Annotated in this window: 13 protein-coding genes and 1 tRNA gene; 5 read left to right on the top strand and 9 right to left on the bottom strand. The window is 70.6% G+C overall.

The features are described 5' to 3' along the window. Nucleotides 1–25: 25 nt before the first annotated feature. Both ACFFJB_RS12345 and ACFFJB_RS12340 read right to left on the bottom strand, forming a co-directional pair. Complete coding sequence (locus ACFFJB_RS12345) at nucleotides 26–1,507, bottom strand: MFS transporter (RefSeq protein ID WP_376831636.1); 1,482 nt, start codon at nucleotides 1,505–1,507, stop codon at nucleotides 26–28. A 144-nt stretch (nucleotides 1,508–1,651) separates the two neighbouring features. Beyond that, nucleotides 1,652–1,728 (bottom strand) — tRNA-Arg (locus ACFFJB_RS12340). 372 nt (nucleotides 1,729–2,100) lie between these two features. Here ACFFJB_RS12340 and ACFFJB_RS12335 point away from each other — a divergent pair. After that, entirely contained in the window at nucleotides 2,101–3,570 is a 1,470-nt protein-coding gene (locus ACFFJB_RS12335) for a M48 family metalloprotease (RefSeq protein WP_376831635.1), read from the top strand. Between the two features lie 185 nt (nucleotides 3,571–3,755). On the opposite strand, the gene ACFFJB_RS12330 is transcribed toward ACFFJB_RS12335, so the two are convergent. From ACFFJB_RS12330 to ACFFJB_RS12310, 5 genes are all read right to left on the bottom strand, one after another. Next, entirely contained in the window at nucleotides 3,756–4,331 is a 576-nt protein-coding gene (locus tag ACFFJB_RS12330; protein ID WP_376832687.1) for a CarD family transcriptional regulator, read from the bottom strand. A 498-nt stretch (nucleotides 4,332–4,829) separates the two neighbouring features. Continuing rightward, complete coding sequence (gene fdxA, locus ACFFJB_RS12325) at nucleotides 4,830–5,165, bottom strand: ferredoxin FdxA (protein ID WP_376831634.1); 336 nt, start codon at nucleotides 5,163–5,165, stop codon at nucleotides 4,830–4,832. Between the two features lie 213 nt (nucleotides 5,166–5,378). After that, complete coding sequence (locus ACFFJB_RS12320; RefSeq protein ID WP_376831633.1) at nucleotides 5,379–5,681, bottom strand: RNA-binding S4 domain-containing protein; 303 nt, start codon at nucleotides 5,679–5,681, stop codon at nucleotides 5,379–5,381. A 141-nt stretch (nucleotides 5,682–5,822) separates the two neighbouring features. Next, nucleotides 5,823–8,963, bottom strand: a complete 3,141-nt coding sequence (locus ACFFJB_RS12315) for a helicase-related protein (protein WP_376831632.1) — start codon at nucleotides 8,961–8,963, stop codon at nucleotides 5,823–5,825. Between the two features lie 151 nt (nucleotides 8,964–9,114). Continuing rightward, nucleotides 9,115–9,993, bottom strand: coding sequence for an HpcH/HpaI aldolase/citrate lyase family protein (locus ACFFJB_RS12310; protein WP_376831631.1), 879 nt, complete (start codon nucleotides 9,991–9,993; stop codon nucleotides 9,115–9,117). A 309-nt stretch (nucleotides 9,994–10,302) separates the two neighbouring features. Here ACFFJB_RS12310 and ACFFJB_RS12305 point away from each other — a divergent pair, with 309 nt between their 5' ends. After that, nucleotides 10,303–10,995 carry a carbonic anhydrase gene (locus ACFFJB_RS12305; protein ID WP_376831630.1) on the top strand — a complete coding sequence of 231 codons (693 nt, stop codon included), beginning with the start codon at nucleotides 10,303–10,305 and terminating at the stop codon, nucleotides 10,993–10,995. 129 nt (nucleotides 10,996–11,124) lie between these two features. Here ACFFJB_RS12305 and ACFFJB_RS12300 read toward each other — a convergent pair whose 3' ends face one another. After that, nucleotides 11,125–12,159 (bottom strand): aspartate-semialdehyde dehydrogenase, encoded by a 1,035-nt coding sequence (locus ACFFJB_RS12300; RefSeq protein ID WP_376831629.1) that lies wholly within the window; start codon nucleotides 12,157–12,159, stop codon nucleotides 11,125–11,127. 666 nt (nucleotides 12,160–12,825) lie between these two features. Between ACFFJB_RS12300 and ACFFJB_RS12295 the strand changes: the two genes are divergently transcribed. The 3 genes from ACFFJB_RS12295 (at nucleotide 12,826) to ACFFJB_RS12285 (ending at nucleotide 16,606) form a co-directional block, all read left to right on the top strand. Beyond that, a complete protein-coding gene (locus tag ACFFJB_RS12295; RefSeq protein ID WP_376831628.1) occupies nucleotides 12,826–13,728 on the top strand; it encodes a hypothetical protein in 903 nt (300 codons plus the stop codon). Nucleotides 13,729–13,892: 164 nt separating this feature from the next. Beyond that, complete coding sequence (locus ACFFJB_RS12290; RefSeq protein WP_376831627.1) at nucleotides 13,893–14,957, top strand: serine hydrolase; 1,065 nt, start codon at nucleotides 13,893–13,895, stop codon at nucleotides 14,955–14,957. A gap of 194 nt (nucleotides 14,958–15,151) precedes the next feature. Next, complete coding sequence (locus ACFFJB_RS12285; protein ID WP_376831626.1) at nucleotides 15,152–16,606, top strand: aldehyde dehydrogenase family protein; 1,455 nt, start codon at nucleotides 15,152–15,154, stop codon at nucleotides 16,604–16,606. 128 nt (nucleotides 16,607–16,734) lie between these two features. On the opposite strand, the gene ACFFJB_RS12280 is transcribed toward ACFFJB_RS12285, so the two are convergent. Further along, complete coding sequence (locus ACFFJB_RS12280; protein WP_376832685.1) at nucleotides 16,735–17,706, bottom strand: lipid A biosynthesis lauroyl acyltransferase; 972 nt, start codon at nucleotides 17,704–17,706, stop codon at nucleotides 16,735–16,737. Between the last annotated feature and the right edge of the window lie 174 nt (nucleotides 17,707–17,880).

Raw genomic sequence — 17,880 nt, 5'->3', positions numbered from 1 at the left:
GGCAAACCGTCGCCCGCGCCGCTGTTCAGGAGGCTTCGCCGCCCAGCGGCGTCGCGACCTGCTCCAGCGGCTTGCGCTCGGCGTCGAGCGCCATGGCCCAGGCGACGACGCCCGCGCCGATCATCAGGCCGGAGCCGAGCATGTAGCCCTGCAGCACGGCGAGGCGCGAGCCGGTCTCGATCAGCCAGCCGAACAGCCATGGCGCGGCGAGGCCGCCCAGCGCCGTTCCCAGCGCGTAGAAAATGGCGATGGCCAGCGCCCGCACTTCCAGCGGAAAGCTTTCGCTCACCGTCAGATAGGCGGAGCTTGCGGCGCAGGAGGCGAAGAAGAAGGTTACGGACCAGCAGACGGTCTGCGTCGTCGCCGTCAGCAGCCCGAGGTAGAACAGATATCCGGAGCCAAGCAGCAGCACGCCGGAGGCGACGTAAGTGGCGGTGATCATCACGCGCCGGCCAAGCGTGTCGAACAGCCGCCCCAGCAGCAGCGGCCCGGCGAAATTGCCGAGGGCGAACGGGAAAATGTACCAGCCGATGCTCCCGGACGGCGCGCCGTAGAATTTCATCAGCACCAGCGCGTAGGTGAAGAAAATGGCGTTGTAGAAAAACGCCTGCGCCGCCATGAGCGTGAGGCCGAGAACCGACTGGCGGCGGTGGCGGACGAACATCGCCCGGAAGGCGGCGCGCAGCGGCGTATGATCGCCCGTATGAAGGCGCAGCGGTTTTCCGGCGGGCGGAGGCAGGGGGGCGCCGTTGCTGCTGACCCGGTCCTCGATGGCGGCGACGATGCGCTCCGCTTCGTCAGAACGGCCGTGGGTTATGAGCCAGCGCGGGCTTTCCGGCAGCCACGCGCGCATGAACAGGACAAGAAGCCCGAGAGCCGCTCCCGAGAAAAACGCCAGCCGCCAGCCCAGCTCCGGATTGACGAACGCGGGATCCAGAAGCGCCAGCGACGCCGCCGCGCCAAGCGTGGCGCCGACCCAGAAACTGCCGTTGATCGCCAGGTCCACCCAGCCGCGCACCCGCGCCGGGACCAGCTCCTGGATGGTGGCGTTGATGGCGGCGTATTCTCCGCCGATGCCGGCTCCCGTCAGGAAGCGAAACAGCATGAAGCTCCACGCGTTCCACGAGAACGCCGTGGCGGCCGTGGCGAGGATGTAGACGGCGAGCGTGACGAAGAACAGCCGCCGCCGACCCAGCCGGTCCGTCAGCCAGCCGAAAAACAGGGCGCCGGCGATGGCGCCGGCCAGATAGAAACTGGCGGACAGCCCGATCAGGCTTTCCGTGAGGCCAAGGGCGGAGCTCTCGTGAATGGCGCCGGCGAGCGACCCCGCGAGCGTGACCTCAAGGCCGTCGAGTATCCAGGTGATCCCGAGCGCCGCGACGACATGCGTATGGAAGCGGGCCCATGGCAGCCGGTCCAGACGCTGCGGTATGTCCGTAACCACCTGGCCGGGGTTGCGCGACGTTTTTTCAGGAGACGCAACGGTCTGCTGCGAGGCGGCGCTCATGTCGTCCCTCCTTTCCGGTTGAGGGACAGTAGTGATGGCGTGGGTTCGCGTCACAATCGCCGTTTGGCGCCTGGGCCGGCGCGCATGACGGGGCGACCGGCGGCGTCCGTGCGCGGCGCGGTCCTGCGCGTCGCTACGGGAAAATGGCCTCCCGGAAGGGATTCGAACCCCTGACCTACGGTTTAGGAAACCGTTGCTCTATCCTGCTGAGCTACCGGGAGGCGCGGCGCCCGTATGTACGGTCCGCGTCTGCGCGACGCGACCGACAGCGCGCCCGCACATATAACCCGACTGGAGCGGCGCGTCACGTCTCAAGACGGCGTTTTCCAGTGACGGAGCCTTGCGCTATGACCGCAAGGCCGGCCGGCCCGGAATCGCCGCCGGCGGCCGGACGGAGCGACGCATGTTTGCCCGCGCCGCCAGCGACGGAAAACCCCTTCTCGCCGGCCGGGCCATTCTGGCGTAAATTCGGGGGGCCGGCCGTATTGGGGGGAACATGCGGCCGCCTGCGCCGGCGGGAGCGCCGGCGACGCAGCCTCGACAGGGAGCTGGCTGCGGCGGCGAAAATGTGGATTGGGAGCGCGAGCAGGATCTTGGCGTTGATTGCTCCAGCAACTGGGCGCCGTCCCCCCCTTGTCCGGTATCTGGCGCCGCTTGCGGCGACGCTGGCGCTGGCCGCCTGCGCGACGCAGGCCACTGACAGCATGCCGCCGTTGCGAGCGCCGGACGCTGCCCCGCAGCTGGTCGGGGTGGAGCAGCCGTCGGCGCGGGAGCGGCAGCGGCTGGCGGCGGCTTATGGCGGCGTGTACCGCTGGCCGCCGATGGAGGCGCTGCTGCGCCGCGTCGTCGGGCGCATCGCGCGCGTCACCGGCAAGCCGGCCGACGCCTATGAGGTCGCCATTCTCAATTCGCCGGCCATCAACGCCTTCGCCCTGCCGGATGGCCGCGTATACGTCACCCGCGGCCTGCTGGCCCTGGCGCGGGATGAGGCCGAGGTCGCGGCCGTTCTCGCCCACGAAATCGCGCATGTGACGCTGGATCACGCCCGGGCGCGGGCGGAGCTCGCGCGGCGCTCGGCGCTGGTGTCGCGCATCGCCGCGGACGTGCTGGACAATCCCGCCGCCAGTCGCGCCGTGCGGGCGGAAGGGCGCATGACGCTGGCGCGGTTTTCCCGCGACCAAGAGCTCGAGGCGGACCGGATCGGCGTGAACGTCATCTTCCGCGCCGGTTATGACCCGTTTGCGGCCGCCCGTTTCCTTGAGGCGCTGGACCGTCAGCGGCGCATGTACAGGGCGAGCGGCGAGGGCGGGGTCGACATGCTCTCCACCCATCCGTCCACGCCGCACCGCATCGCCGCCGTCATCGCCATCGCCCGGGAGAACGGGGCCCGCGCCCCGGCGACAGCGCCCGATGCGGCATACGCCGCCGCCATCAACGGCATGCTGTATGGCGAGGATCCCGCCCGCGGGATCATCCGCGGCGCCGTTTTCGCCAGTCCCCGGCTGGGGCTGACGTTCACCGCGCCCGCCGGTTTCACCCTGGAGAGCACCGCTGACGCGGTGATCGGTGTGGCGCGCGGCGGCGTGGCGGCGCTGCGGATCGACCATGCCAGCGGCGTGGGCGAGGCTTCGCTCGAGGCGTTCGTCGCCGGGGACTGGATCGAAGGCGTCCGGCCCGAGGGCGTCCGCGTCCTGGCGGACGCGCCGTTTCCCACCGTCATGGCCCAGGGGGCAGGACGCGGCCTCCATTTCCTGCTGGCGGCGGTGCGCCTCGACGACCGCATTTTCCGGGTGATTTACGCCCTTCGCGGCGATCCGGGGGCGCAACAGCAGGCGGCGTTTGAGGCGATGCTGCGCAGCTTCCGCAAGCTCGGTCCCGACGAGGCGCGGTCCATCGCGCCGCTCACGGTGCGGCTGGCGCAGGCTGGTCCGGATGATACGGTCCAGAGCCTCGCCGCGCGCATGCAGGGCGTGGACGATCCCGTCGGGCGCTTCGCCATCATGAACGGCCTGCGAGAGGGCGACCGGCTGACGCCCGGCGCCTGGTACAAGATCGTCGAATGAGCCCGGCGCGGACGCCGCACCGCAGCAGGCGGCGTCTCACGTCAGGGAAATGCGGCCGCCGCGGCGGGGCCGCCGCGGCCGTTGCGCGCCGCTTCCGCATCGCCCGGACAAAAAAAGCGACGCCTGCTGGCGTCGCTTTTCTAGGATATCGGTCAGGATATCGCGACTGTCGCGGAGCGGCGCGGTCAGGCAGCCTCTTCCTGGACGTTGTCCTCGCCGGCGGCGCCGGACTTGGCGGCCGGACGGGGGCTCTTGGCGAGGGCCTCCTCCACGAGCTTGCGGGCTTCGGTGTCGGTGATGCGGTTGACCGCCGCCAGCTCCGAAATCACGCGCTCGAGGGCCGCCTCGTACAGCTGGCGCTCGCTGTAGGACTGCTCCGGCTGGGCGTCAGAACGGTGCAGGTCGCGCACCACTTCGGCGATGCTGACCAGATCGCCGGAATTGATCTTCGCCTCATACTCCTGGGCGCGGCGCGACCACATGGTGCGCTTGACCCGGGCGCGGCCGGAAAGGGTGACCAGGGCCTTGGACACGATGTCCGTGTCCGCGAGCTTGCGCATGCCGACGCTCGCCGCCTTGGACGTCGGGACACGGAGGGTCATCTTGTCCTTTTCAAAGGTGATGACAAACAGCTCCAGCTTGAAACCGGCGACCTCCTGCTCCTCAATGGCCTGGATGTGACCAACCCCGTGGGAGGGGTAAACGATGGCCTCGCCGGTCTTGAAACCAAGCTTGCTAGCTGTTTTCTTTGCAGTCATGATTCGGAAAGCCTCCTGATCACGGTCCCGGGGACGTGGTCGTCGACGTCAGGGCGGACAATCGCCTTTGACACACAGGCGCATGTGGCTGCGTGCTTTACGTGGTCGCAAACTGGCCCTGTCCGCAAATTCAGCCGGACTGAACACGCAAACAGGGGAATGTGTCGGAAATCTTGACACCAGATCGCTATCCGTGTCCGGATAGCCGCCGCTCATACACGTTCCATATCACAAATTTGCAAAGAATCAAAGCGATCGACCGGCCGCTCCTGTCGCTGGCGCATGCATGACGCGCCGCCAGGGCAGGTCCCTGCGTCAGGCGCGAGGCCGCGCCAGGTCACCGAATCAGGGCGGCGGCGCTGTCCGGGCGCGCCGCAACGCGCCAGTCCCGGCGGCGGACAGCCACAAAAGCGGCGCCGGCGGGTCGTGCCGGCGTCGCGGCGCATCCGTCGGCAGGGAACGGGAGCGCGGCCTGCGTCGGAACGTCGCTGCCGGTCCGGATCAGTCGCCCTCGCCAGGCGCCGTGGAGAGATACTTCAGCTTGTCCGGCTTGCCGTCCCATTCTTTGGCGTCCGGCAGCGGGTCGCGTTTGCGGGTGATGTTGGGCCAGGTCGCAGCCAGATCGGCGTTCAGCTTGAGCCAGTCCTCAAGGCCCGGCTCGGTGTCGGGCTTGATGGCTTCCGCGGGGCATTCAGGCTCACATACGCCGCAGTCGATGCACTCGTCCGGATTGATGACCAGGAAGTTTTCGCCCTCGTAGAAGCAGTCCACGGGGCAGACCTCAACGCAGTCGGTGTATTTGCACTTGATGCAGTTTTCCGTGACGACGTATGTCATCGTGACCTCGCATGCCCCTGGACGCGCGACCGGCTGCGCGCCGGTCATTCAGGGCGATTCATGAAAATTGCGGCCCCCGGCGCGACGGCCGCAGCGCTCCGCCTTGCGTCTGTTGAGGAAAACCGCCCGCTGGTCGCCGCGGGGGCTCGCGGCGGCCATTCCCAGATAGTCCGGCGCGGCGGCATTCTCAACCGGGAATCTGGCTGAGGGTTTTCACGGCGTCCGCAGGTCGTCGCCCGGGCGCGGCGCTGACAGGTCCTCCCAGAACAGCGCCGCCTCGGCCACCGGGCGGCGTCGCGCCGGCAGGCCCAGCACCCGGGCCACCCGCACGCCCTGCGGCAGGTTCAGCGTCAGCACGTCGCCCACCTTCACCGCCTTGCCCGGCGCGTCGATGCGCGCGCCGTTGAGCCGCACCATGCCGCCGGTCACCAGCGCCGCGGCCAGCGGGCGCGTTCTGACCATGCGGGTGAACCAGAGCCACTTGTCGATGCGGAGGCGTTCAGGCGCTTCGTTCATCGGTCAGGTCGCCGGGCGCGGGGCGTGGCGGGCGGACGGCTCCGCCCGCGCCGCCGGCGCCGCAGGGCGGCCGGCGCGGAACCGTGCGGACCCTCTCCTGAAAGACGGCGCGCCGACGTCCGTCGCGCGGGCCGCCGCCGGTCAGGAGGTCTTGTCGCCGTTCTGCAGCCGCTCTTTCAGCTGCAGCAGCTTGGCGAACGGTGAATCAGGATCCGGCAGTTTTTCGGCGCGCTGCGGCCTGCGGTCGCCGCGCTGCTCCGGACGCGCGCCGCGCTCCGGGCGGGGGCGCTGCTGGTTGCGCTGCTCGCCGCCGCGGCCCGCGTCAGGGCCGGGCGTCCAGCCGCCGCGGGCCTTGCGCCGGTTTTCGCCGGCCTGGGCGTCCTGCCCGCTTTCGGCGGCGCGCCGTCCTTCCGGCCGGCGACCCTCCGGCCGCGGCCCGCGCCCGCGGCCCTGGCCGTCGCGACGGCCATGACGCTGGTGCCCATGGCGCTGCGGACGCCAGATCTCGAGCAGCGCCGGCCCTTCCGGAGCGGCGTCGTCGCCAGCGTTCTCGCCGGCGGTTTCGGCAGCGGTCTCGCCCGCGTCGCCGGTCTGCTCCGCCGCCGTTTCGTCCGCGGCCGCCCCGGCGGCGACCGAACCGGCCGCAGGCTCCCCAGCCTCCGCGCCGGCGGCCGGGACCTCGCCGTCATCCGGCGCGGCCGCGGTTTCGCCGTCCGTCGCAGGCGTCTCCCCGCCGGCGGCCGGAGCCGCTTCGCCGGTGTCCGCGGGCGCGGCGGCCTGATCCGGACGCGGCGCCAGCGGAACGGTGATGGCCGGACCCTCCCGCTGCTCGCTGACATAGTTCAGCGACCGCAGGATGGAGGCGAAGTCGTCGCCGGCGCAACCGACCAGCGAGGTCATGGCCACGGTGACGACGAAGCCGTCGCCGTCGGCGGCTCCGGGCGGCGGATCGCCCGGGGTGACGCCCGGCCTGTAGGTCACGGCCGGCCGGATGAGGTCGGCGAGACGCTCCAGAATGTCCACGCGCACGGCGCGCGAGCCGCAGACGCGGTAGCCGGCGGCGCGGTAAAGATCACGGCTGATCGCAGGATCGTGCACGATCGAGGTGCGGCCCGAGGCGGCCAGATGCGGCAGCTCCTCAAGCGCCCTGGCCACGACCTCCGGATCGCCGCCATGTTTCAGCGCCCACAGCTGCACCGCCAGGGTGCGCGGGGCGGGCTTCAGCAGGGCCGGGACGTAGATGTGGTAGGCGCCGAAGCGCAGGCCATACTTGCGCAGCTGGGCGCGCCCGGTCTGGTCCAGCGCCTTCACGTCCTGCGCGACGCGGGAGCGCTCCAGCACGCCCAGCGACTCCGCCACCTGGAAGGCGATCCCGCGGGCGAGGCCCTCGATGTCCGGGGCTTCCTCAAGGGTTTTCAGCGGACCAAGCAGTCTGGCGATGTGGGAGCTGACCCACTGCTCGACGCGGGCCTGGGCCTTGTCGCGCGCTTCGCCGGCAAGGATGTCGTCGGCGAGCAGGATCACCCGCGGCGCCATGAGCAGGTCGCCCGGCGCCAGCTTCGCCACCGGCTCGCCAAGCCAGCGCAGCGTGCCGTCGTTGGAGAGGACGAAGGCCTCGTCCACGGCCATGGAGATTCGCTCGGCGCGCGCCGCCAGCTCCGGGCCAAGCGATTTCTGCGCGGCCGCGCGCAGCGCGCGGGCCTCCGAACCATCCGCCTGCGGGTCGGGGACGAAGACCAGGCCGTGGAGGGCGCCCACGTGCTGCCCTTCGACGCTGACTTCGCCCGTGGGCGTGACTGTAGCTTCCATATGCGCGTTCTCTCTGAGGCGCCGCATGAGCACGCTGGTGCGCCGGTCCACGAAACGGCTTGCCAGCCGCTCGTGCAATGCATCCGAAAGCCTGTCCTCTACCTGACGGGCGCGTTCCTGCCAATGCTCAGGATCAGCCAGCCAGTCAGGACGGTTGGCCACGTATGTCCAGGTGCGGACCTGGGCGATGCGCGCGGAAAGGACGTCAATGTCCCCGTCCGTGCGGTCGACCATCGTTATTTGCCGGGCGAACCACGTTTCATCAAGCTTTCCTTCGTGCATGAGAGCACGAAATATCGTCCTGACAAGCTCGGCGTGGGCATGCGGGGAAATCTTGCGATAGTCAGGCGTCTGGCACACGTCCCACAGCAGGGCGATGTCGTGCGGACGCCGGGCGAGACGGGTCACGGATTCGTCGCCGGCCAGGGCCTCGAGGGCGAGCACGTCGTCGGCCGGCTGGGCGCGGGTGAGGCCGGTCTCCTTCGGCGTGGCGTACAGCGAGGCGAGCAGGCCGCGGATGGAGCGGAAATTGAGGTCGGCGTTGCGCCACTGCAGCACGCGTGCCGGCTCGAACGCATGCTCCTCGATCGCCCGCACCAGCTCGGGCTCGAAAGCCGGGCAGCGGCCTGTGACGCCAAAGGTGCCGTCGCGCAGGTAGCGGCCGGCGCGGCCGGCGATCTGGCCGAACTCGGCCGGATTCAGCCGGCGGAAGCCGAAGCCGTCGAACTTGCGGTCGCTGGCGAAGGCCACATGGTTCAGGTCAAGGTTCAGCCCCATGCCGATGGCGTCGGTGGCCACGAGATAGTCCACCTCGCCGGACTGGAACATCTCCACCTGGGCGTTGCGGGTGCGGGGCGACAGCGCCCCCAGCACCACCGCCGCGCCGCCCTTCTGGCGACGGATCAGCTCGGCGACGGCGTAAACTTCCTCCACCGAGAAGGCGACGATGGCCGAACGCGGCGGCAGGCGGGTGATTTTCTTTCCGCCGGCGAAGGAGAGGGTGGAGAGGCGCGGCCGGGTCACCACCTGTACGCCCGGCAGCAGCTTCTCGATCAGCGGACGCATGGTGAGCGCGCCGATGACCAGCGTCTCCTCGCGGCCGCGCATGTTGAGCAGCCGGTCGGTGAACACGTGGCCGCGGCCGAAGTCCGCCGCCAGCTGGATCTCGTCGATGGCGCAGAAGGCGACGCTGACGTCGCGCGGCATGGCCTCGATGGTGCAGATCCAGTAGCGCGGCCGCGCCGGCTTGATCTTTTCCTCGCCAGTGATCAGGGCCACGTGCCGCGGCCCCACCTTTTCGACGACGCGCTGGTACACCTCGCGCGCCAGCAGGCGCAGCGGCAGGCCGATCATGCCCTCGCCGTGCGCCACGAGGCGCTCGATGGCGAGGTGCGTCTTGCCGGTGTTGGTGGGGCCCAGGATCGCCGTGACGCCGCGGGAGCGTTCGGCGACCGGCAGGGTTCTCTTGCTCATTGGCGCGGCGGGCGCCGGATGTTCCGGCGCCGTCCTGTAGGTCCGGGCCCCGGGGCGCTCCGGAGGCTGGCGCCGGAGGCGGCTTCAGGGCGCCGGGATCATGCGCTGCCCCGGACGGCGCCGCGCGCCGTCCGGGACGGGGCGCGGGGGATCAGGCCTGACGGGCGGCGATGGCGTCGGCGACGGCCACCACGCGCCTGCCGATTTCCGCGTGCAGGATCTCGACCATCTTGCCGTCCACCGAGATAACGCCCTTGCCGGCGTTTTCGGGCAGTTCGAAGGCGGCGATGATCTTGCGGGCCCATTCGACCTCGGCCGCCGGCGGGGCGAAGATCTCGTTGGCCGGCTCGATCTGGGTCGGATGGATCAGCGTCTTGCCGTCAAAGCCCATGTCGCGGCCCTGCTCGCACTCGGCGCGGAAGCCATCCATGTCCTGGATGTTGTTGTAGACGCCGTCCAGGATGTCGAGGCCTTCGGCGCGGGCGGCGGTGAGCGCCAGCGACAGCCACGGCAGCATGGGCTGGCGGCCCGGCACGAAGCGGGCGCGGGTTTCCTTCGCCAGGTCGTTGGTGCCCATCACGAAGCAGGCGAGGCGCGTGCTGCGCTCGCGCGCCGCGGCGGCGATGCGGGCGATGTCCAGAATGGCGGCGGGCGTCTCCACCATGGCCCAGACGCGGATCTTCGCGGGCGCGTCGGCCAGCAGGCGGCCCACCTCGAGCAGGGTCTCCGGGCTGGAGACCTTGGGAATGAGGATGCCGTCCGGCCCCGCCGCGGCGGCGGCGCGGATGTCGTCGCGGCCCCAGGGCGTGTCGAGGCCGTTGGCGCGGATGATCACTTCACGCGGGCCGTAGCCGCCCGCCTTCACCGCGGCGCAGACCTGTTCGCGCGCGGCGGGTTTGGCGTCAGGGGCGACGGCGTCCTCAAGGTCAAGAATCAGGGCGTCGGCGGGAAGGGTCTTCGCCTTCTCCAGGGCGCGGGCGTTGGAGCCCGGCATGTAAAGGACGCTGCGGCGCGGCCGGATGGCGGTCATCAGGAGCTCCTGGAATCTCGTGAAAAGTCTCTCGACGTGCGGAACATGTCCTGTCCGGAACGGTTGTGCCGGTTTTGCGCAATTTCGCAAGACCGTCGCGCGTCGCCGCGTGGCGCGCGGGACGGCGCGCAGGGCGGAAATCTACATCCGGCCCCGGTGCATAAAATGATTGCGCGCCGCCTGATCCGGCGGCAAACGGGGCGCGGATCCATATTCCGGGCGCGTCCAGCGCCAGTTGGTCCCCCGCGGCGCCTGCCTCCGCTCCTCCGGCGCGGACGACGGCGCCGCCGCACGCCGCAAGGAACGCGCATGGCCAGAGATGCTGTCTCCCAGGAATTTCCGCTGCGTCTGCGGGAAGGATACCGGTCGTTTCTCAGCGACCGCTTCCCCAGCGAGCGCAGCCGTTATGAAACGCTGGCGCGCCGCGGCCAGAGCCCCGAGGTGCTGATCATCAGCTGCTGCGACAGCCGCGTGTCGCCGGAGGTGATCTTCGACGCCAACCCCGGCGAGCTGTTCGTCGTGCGCAACGTCGCCAATCTGGTGCCGCCCTATGAAACCGGCGGCGACTATCACGGCACCTCCGCGGCGCTGGAGTTTGCGGTGCAGGCGCTGAAGGTGAAGCACATCGTGGTGCTGGGCCACCAGATGTGCGGCGGCATCAAGGCGTTCGCCAACGAGGCCGAGCCGTTGTCGCCCGGCGATTTTATCGGCAAGTGGATGTCGCAGATCCGGCCCGCCGCCGAGGCGCTGGGGCCGGAGGCGCGCAAGGCGCCGGATTACGTCTCCCGCCTTGAGCTCGCCGCCATTGAGCTCTCGCTGCAGAACCTGATGACCTTCCCCTGCGTACGCATTCTCGCCGAACGCGGCCAGATCGCCCTGCACGGCGCCTATTTCGGCGTGGCCGACGGCGTGCTGCGGGTGCGGGATCCGGAAACCGGCGCCTTCGTGCCGGCGGTGGACGGCCTCGACGTTCCTGCGCGCCTGTCGCCGCGCTGCGACTGAACCGGGCCGCGCCGCCATGCGGCGGGCGCCTGCGCGCGGCTTCCGGCGCACACAGAAAGACGCCGCCCCGGCGGGGGCGGCGTCGCCGTTTCAGGCCCCGGCCCGCGCGGGGCCGCGGAGGCGCGCGCCTCAGGCGGCCGTCTTCTTCGGCGTCAGCAGCTTGCGGTTGATGAGCGCCTCGGCGATCTGCACCGCGTTGAGCGCCGCGCCCTTGCGCAGGTTGTCGGAGACCACCCACATGGCGAGGCCGTTCTCGACCGTGGGGTCCTCGCGGATGCGCGAGATATAGGTGGCGTCCTCGCCCGCCGCCTCATGGGGCGTGATGTAGCCGCCGGGCTCGCGCCTGTCGACGACGAGGCAGCCGGGGGCGTTGCGCAGGATCTCGCGCGCCTCGTCGGCGGTGACCGGCTTCTCGAACTCGATGTTCACCGACTCCGAGTGGGAGATGAACACCGGCACGCGCACCGCCGTGGCGGTCAGCCGGATCTTCGGGTCGAGGATCTTCTTGGTCTCGACCACCATCTTCCATTCCTCCTTGGTGTAGCCGTCCTCCATGAAGACGTCGATGTGAGGAATGAGGTTGAAGGCGATGCGCTTGGGGAACTTGCCGGGCTTCAGCTCGCCGGCGGTGAAGATGGAGCGGGTCTGGTCGAACAGCTCGTCCATGCCCGCCTTGCCCGCGCCGGAGACCGACTGGTAGGTGGAGACGACGACGCGCCGGATGACGGCGTGGTCATGCAGCGGCTTGAGCGCCACCACGAGCTGGGCGGTGGAGCAGTTCGGGTTGGCGATGATGTTCTTCTTGCGGAAATCGCGGACGGCGTCGCCGTTCACCTCCGGCACCACCAGCGGCACGTCCGGATCCATGCGGAAGGCGGAGGAGTTGTCGATCACCACCACGCCCTGCGCGCCAAGCCTGGGGGACCATTCCTTCGACACGTCGCCGCCGGCGGACATCAGGCAGATGTCCACGTCCGAGAAGTCATAGGTCGCCAGATCTTTCACGCGGAGCGTGCGGTCACCGAAGGAGACTTCCTGGCCAATGCTCCGGCGCGAGGCGAGCGCGACGACCTCATCGGCCGGGAACGCCCGCTCCGCCAGGATCTGCAGCATTTCGCGGCCCACATTGCCCGTGGCGCCTGCGACAGCGACCTTGTAACCCATGCCAAGTTCCTTTCCGCATTGAGCGCCTTTCCCTCGCCGGCGATCCGGGAGCGGAAAACGCTCCATTGCGACACAGTGTTCCTGCGCCGGCGCGCTCCGGTCACGGCGGGTGCGCGCAAACGCCTGCAAGAGACCGGATGCGCGCCGCGTTCGCGGCCGGGCCCCGGCGGCCGACGCCTTCTGCATGCATATGGTGTCTGGATCCGGCTGCAGACAGAACCGCGTCATTTCCTCCGCATGGCGACAGCGGCGCCGCGCGCCGCCCGTCCTCCCCCGGCGGAGGACGCGGGGAGGGCGCGATTCAGGATTTCGCCGGTTTTATGCGGACCACGGCCACCGGCGCGGCGGCGCGCCGCGCGCTTCTCGCAAATGTCTGCGTGATGCTGGCCGGATGCATGGTCATCAGGTCCTGATAGTCGCGCCTGTCGCAACGGCGATCCACAAGCACCGGTTCATCGCCAATGTCAATATCCGCGCGCGCGGGGCGCGGATATCCGGCGCGGGCGCGCCGTTCCGCCGCGGCCGCGGGCGGCGGAAGGCGCCGTTAACCAGCCGTGGAAAAATGTGTTCCCGCTAACGGTCTGCTCACCATCGCCCGCCAGGATGCCGCCTCGCCAGACGTAACGGGAGGCGCGGGCCGAACCGCGCTCCAGGGGTTTCTTGTCAATGAAGGGTATCGGGAAGCCGTCGCGCAGGCGCGTCCGCGACTGCGCCGATCTTCCGTCGCGCCGGCGGAGCCAGTCGTCCCGCGCGGCGCATGTCGCCGCCGCCGCTCTCGCCGCGCTGCTGACGGGCGGCCTTTACGCGGTGTTCGCGACCGCGCCGCAGCAGCAGGCCCAGGACGCCGCGCGCACGGCGGAGCGCGCCGGCGCCGCCGCGGCCGGAGCGCCGGAAACGCCGGGCGCCGTCGCCGCCGCGGCGGAGACGGCCGGCGAAGCGGAGCAGGCGTCCGCCGGAGGCTGGGTCGCCGTGCAGGAAGATGATCCCGCCTTCACCCTCGCGCCGCTGCCGCAGCTGCCGGAGACCCTGGCGCTGCGCGGGCTGCTGGCCAAACCGGCCGTCATGGAGGCGGTGCGCCACGTCAGCGGCGGCGGCCGCGACGACGCGCTGACTGTTGGCGAGCCGGACGAGGCCGGCCCGCTGTTGCGCCTGTCGCTGTACCGTCCGGGTTCGGAGCCGCAGCCGGGCGGCAGCTTTTTCGTCGAGGTCGCCCGCCGCGCCGGCGAGCGCGGCATGTCGGTGGAGCGCTTCGTGCCGCTGCCGCCGGTGGCGACGCGCATGGGGCCGCTGGAGACCGCGCTGGCGCGCATGGACAGCCCCGGCGGCGCGCGCAACTGCGTGACGTTCCGTCAGGGTGAGACCGCGCCGGACCTGCGCGTCAGCGGCTGGATTTGTCTGCCCGACGGCGAGGCGCCCTCGCCGGAGGCGGCCGCCTGCGTCGTCGACGCCATTCGCTGGCGGCGGGTGGAGGACGAGCCCGCCGTCGCGCGGCGCATCGCCGCCGTCCGGGGTGAAAGCGCCTGCGCCGCGCCCGCCGCGGCCGATCTCACCAGCTCCATCCGGCGGTGACGGAGCCGCGCCGGCCCGCCATTCTGGCGGCCTGATCGCCGGGGGCGGTGCTTTCGCCGGCGGTTTCCGGTAAAATGGCGAAGAATCCCCGGGCGGTGACGCGCGCGACGGGCCCGCCGCCGGTTGCTGGCCCCGCGCTCCCTCCCGGACGCATGGGAGAGGTGATGGACCGGCGCACGCTTCTGCTCGCATCCCTTGGGACGGTGATCGCCGGCTCCGCGCTGGCCGAGCCGGCGTCAGCGCGCCGTCGCCAGACGGCGCGGCGGACGCCGGCGCGCCCGCCAGCGGCGCCTGAAGGCGTGGCCGCGCTGGCGGAGACATTCCCGGGCGTCGATCTGGGTCCCGACGGCGCCGCCAGCGCCGTGATCATCGCCGAGGATCCCCGTCCCGAGGCGGCGCAGCCCGGCGCCCAGGCGGTCCTGTGGCGGGCGGCGCGCCGGCCAGATGCGCCGATGTTCGCTGGCGGCGCGCTCAACGGCGTGATCCTCGCCGGGTTTCTGCGCCAGGTGGAGCAGGGCGGGGCGGCGCTCGCCGACGAGGCGGTGATCGACGACAGCGTGCGCTCGTTGCCGAGCCCGGTGTTCGGGCGGCTGACCGGGCGCGCGCCCTGTTTCAGCGTGCTCGAGGCCATGATCGCCCACGGCGACAACACCGCCGCCGACGTGGCGCTGGCCGTGGCCGGCCCCGCGGCGATCAGGAAGTTTCTGCAGTCCGCAGGCTTCCGGCAAACGCACGTTCCCGCCTCGACACGCGAAATGCTCAGCTGGATGGCGGGGGGCGCCGCGGGCGTCAATCCGGGCTGGGAAGGGCTGCAGGCGGCGTGCGCCGCGCCCGTGTCGCCGGTGCGTTCGCCTCTGGGCGAGGGGCCGGCCGCGCGCTCCACGGCGGCGGAGCTGGCGGAGTGGAGCCGCAACGCCTTCGCCGGACGTTATTTCGGCGCTTCCGCCAGCCTTGCGGAATTTGCGCGCATCATGGCCATGGGCGCGCCGGCGCGGCGCATCGCGCCGGCCGATGTTCCCGCCTGGGGGACAGGCGGCGGTTTCAGCCTCGGCGATTTCCACGGTTACGCCGTCGCCGGCCGCATGCTCGCCGGGGGCGTTCCGGTGACGTTCAGCCTGCTGGCCAGCTGGCGCGGCGGGCCGGAGGAAGGCAGGCGCGTCGCCGCCGCCTGCGAAACGGCGGCGCGCGACCTGCTGGCGGAGACACGGCGCGCGCTGGCGCGCGCCTGAACCGGACGCGTCAGGGGGGCGATGTTGTAACGGTCACTCTGGCGCGTTATTCAACCAAGATGGACCAGGGTGGGCAGGGCGCGGCTCCACCGCGACGTCCCTTGCATGGGCGCGACGCGAGGACGCTTGCGCCGGCGTAACAAGATCAGGCCGGACAGGTCATCAGGCCAGGGGCCGGCGACAGGGAGATGGTCATGCGCGAGTACACGAAATTCTACATTGACGGGAAATGGGTTGAGCCCTCCGCGGGCGCGAAGACCCTCGACGTCATCAACCCGGCCGACGAGTCGGTGGCTGGCCGGATTTCGCTCGGCACGGCCGCTGACGTCGACGCCGCCGCGAAGGCCGCGGCGCGCGCGTTCACGACCTTCTCGCGCACCACGCGCGAGGAGCGCATCGCCCTGCTCGAGCGCATCATCGAAGAGTACAAGAAGCGCTTCGATGACATGGCGAAGGCGATCACCGAGGAGATGGGCGCGCCCGTGTGGCTGGCGCAGCGCGCCCAGGCGCCGATGGGCACGGCCCACCTGCAGACCGCGCTGAACGTCCTCAAGAACTACAAGTTTGAGGAAGACCGCGGCAGCACCGTCATCGTCCGCGAGCCGATCGGCGTGTGCGGCTTCATCACGCCCTGGAACTGGCCGGTCAACCAGATCGCCTGCAAGGTGGCGCCGGCGATCGCCACCGGCTGCACCATGGTGCTGAAGCCGTCGGAAATCGCCCCGTTCTCGGGCCACATCTTCGCCGAGATCATGGACGCCGCGGGCGTACCGCCGGGCGTGTTCAACCTGGTGCATGGCGACGGCCCCACCGTCGGCGCGGCCATCAGCTCGCATCCGCTGATCGACATGGTGTCGTTCACCGGCTCCACCCGCGCCGGCATTGAGGTGGCGCGCAACGCCGCGCCCACCGTCAAGCGCGTCCATCAGGAGCTGGGCGGCAAGAGCCCGAACATCATCCTCGACGACGCCGACTTCGAGCGCGCCGTCTCCGGCGGCGTGCGCGCCGTGATGAACAACTCCGGCCAGTCCTGCAACGCCCCCACCCGCATGCTGGTGCCGGCGAACCGCATGGACGAGGCCATCGCCATCGCCAGGGCGGCGGCCGAGGCCACCGTCGTGGGCCGGCCCGAGGACAAGGTGACCATCGGCCCGGTGGTCTCCGAAGCCCAGTTCAACAAGATCCAGAGCCTGATCCAGAAGGGCATCGAGGAGGGCGCCACCCTCGTCGCTGGCGGTCCTGGCCGTCCGGAGGGGCTCGGGAAGGGCTATTACGTCAGGCCGACGGTGTTCGCCAACGTCACCAACGACATGACCATCGCCCGCGAGGAGATCTTCGGTCCGGTGCTGTGCATCCTCGGCTACCGCGACCTGGACGAGGCGGTGGAGATCGCCAACGACACTCCGTACGGCCTCGCCGCCTACATCTCCGGCTCCGATCCGGTGAAGCTCCGCGAGGTCGCCGCGCGCCTGCGCGCCGGCCAGGTGAACCTGAACGGCGCCGCTCCGGACCTGATGGCGCCGTTCGGCGGTTACAAGATGTCCGGCAACGGCCGCGAGTGGGGCGATCACGCCTTCGCCGAGTTCCTCGAGACCAAGGCCGTGCTGGGCGTGCCGAAGCAGGCCGAGCAGAAGCAGGCCGCGGAGTAAGGCGGGCTTCGTCACGAAATGCGAAAGGCCGGGCGCGCGCCCGGCCTTTTTCGTTCCGGCCCCGCGGCCGCGTGGTCCGGCGGCGGAGCGGGCCGCCAGCGCGGGCCTGACGCAGGCCCGCCGCCGGCTCACACGGCCGCGCCGGCCTCCGGAGCGTCCTTCGGCTGCTCGCGGATAAACTGCGGCCGCCAGCGCCGGTGCATCCACAGCCACTGTTCGGGATGCTCCAGCACCCAGCCGGCCACCACGTCGGTCATCGCCTGCATGGCGCCGGCCACGTCGATCTCGCCGTTTTCGTCGCGCGGCATCTCGACGGGCGGCGTCAGTTCGATGAGGAAGCGCGCGCCGTTGAGGCGGATGACGCGCGCGCCATGCACCGGGCAGTCAAAGCGCCGGGCGAACTTGCCCATGACCGGATTGGTGAGGGCGGGCCGGCCAAGAAATTGCGTGACCACCCCGCGGGTGAAGTGCTGGTCGATGAGCATGCCGAGATGGCCGCCCCGTTCCAGCGCCTCCATCATGGCGAAGGCGGCGCCGGGGCGGGCGGCTTCCAGGCCGCCCATGGTCTGGCTGCGAATTTCCTGCACCGCCCGCGCCACGGCCGGGTCATTGGGCGCGCGGAACACCGCCGTCAGGTCCAGTCCGTACCGGGCGGCGCAGATCGCCGGCAGCTCCCAGTTGGCGCAGTGGGCCGAGAACAGGATGGCCGGCTTGCCGTCGTCCCGCAGGGCGATGAAGTGCTCGATGCCCCGCACCTGGATGCGGCCGTGCGGATCGGGATTGTCGTAATTGTAGTCGAAGATCTCCGCGAGGTGCGGATATTCGGCGGCGGTGCGCCCGAGGTTTTCCCACGCCTTGCGGGCGATGGCCTTCAGCTCCGCTTCCGGCCTGTCCGGGAAGGTCTCGCGCAGGTTGCGCATGGCCACCTTGTGGACGCCGAGCAGCGGGCCGACAGTGCGCGCGACGGCGCCGCCGAGGGCGCTGGCGCGGTCTGGCCCGAGCAGACGCAGGAAACCGAAGACCGCCCGGACAAGGCCGAGCATGACGACGCCAGAAACCCTGCTGGCGAGACGGCGGATAAACGACTGGCGACGCAACAGTTTTCACCCGGTGCAGAATTCTCCGGCGGGCAGATAGCCCGCCGGCCGCGCCGGGGGCAAGGGCGTTTCGGCCAGCCGGGTGAAAAGCGCGGGCCTTTGTGGCCCCGGCGCGCCGGTCTGCGGCGCTCCGCATGTTCCGTCCCGCTTCCCTCGGAGCGTCGCCGGGCCTAGTGT

The organism is Camelimonas abortus, from assembly GCF_042432745.1.
Classification (GTDB): domain Bacteria; phylum Pseudomonadota; class Alphaproteobacteria; order Rhizobiales; family Beijerinckiaceae; genus Camelimonas; species Camelimonas abortus.
This window is presented reverse-complemented; position numbering and strand designations above follow the sequence as displayed.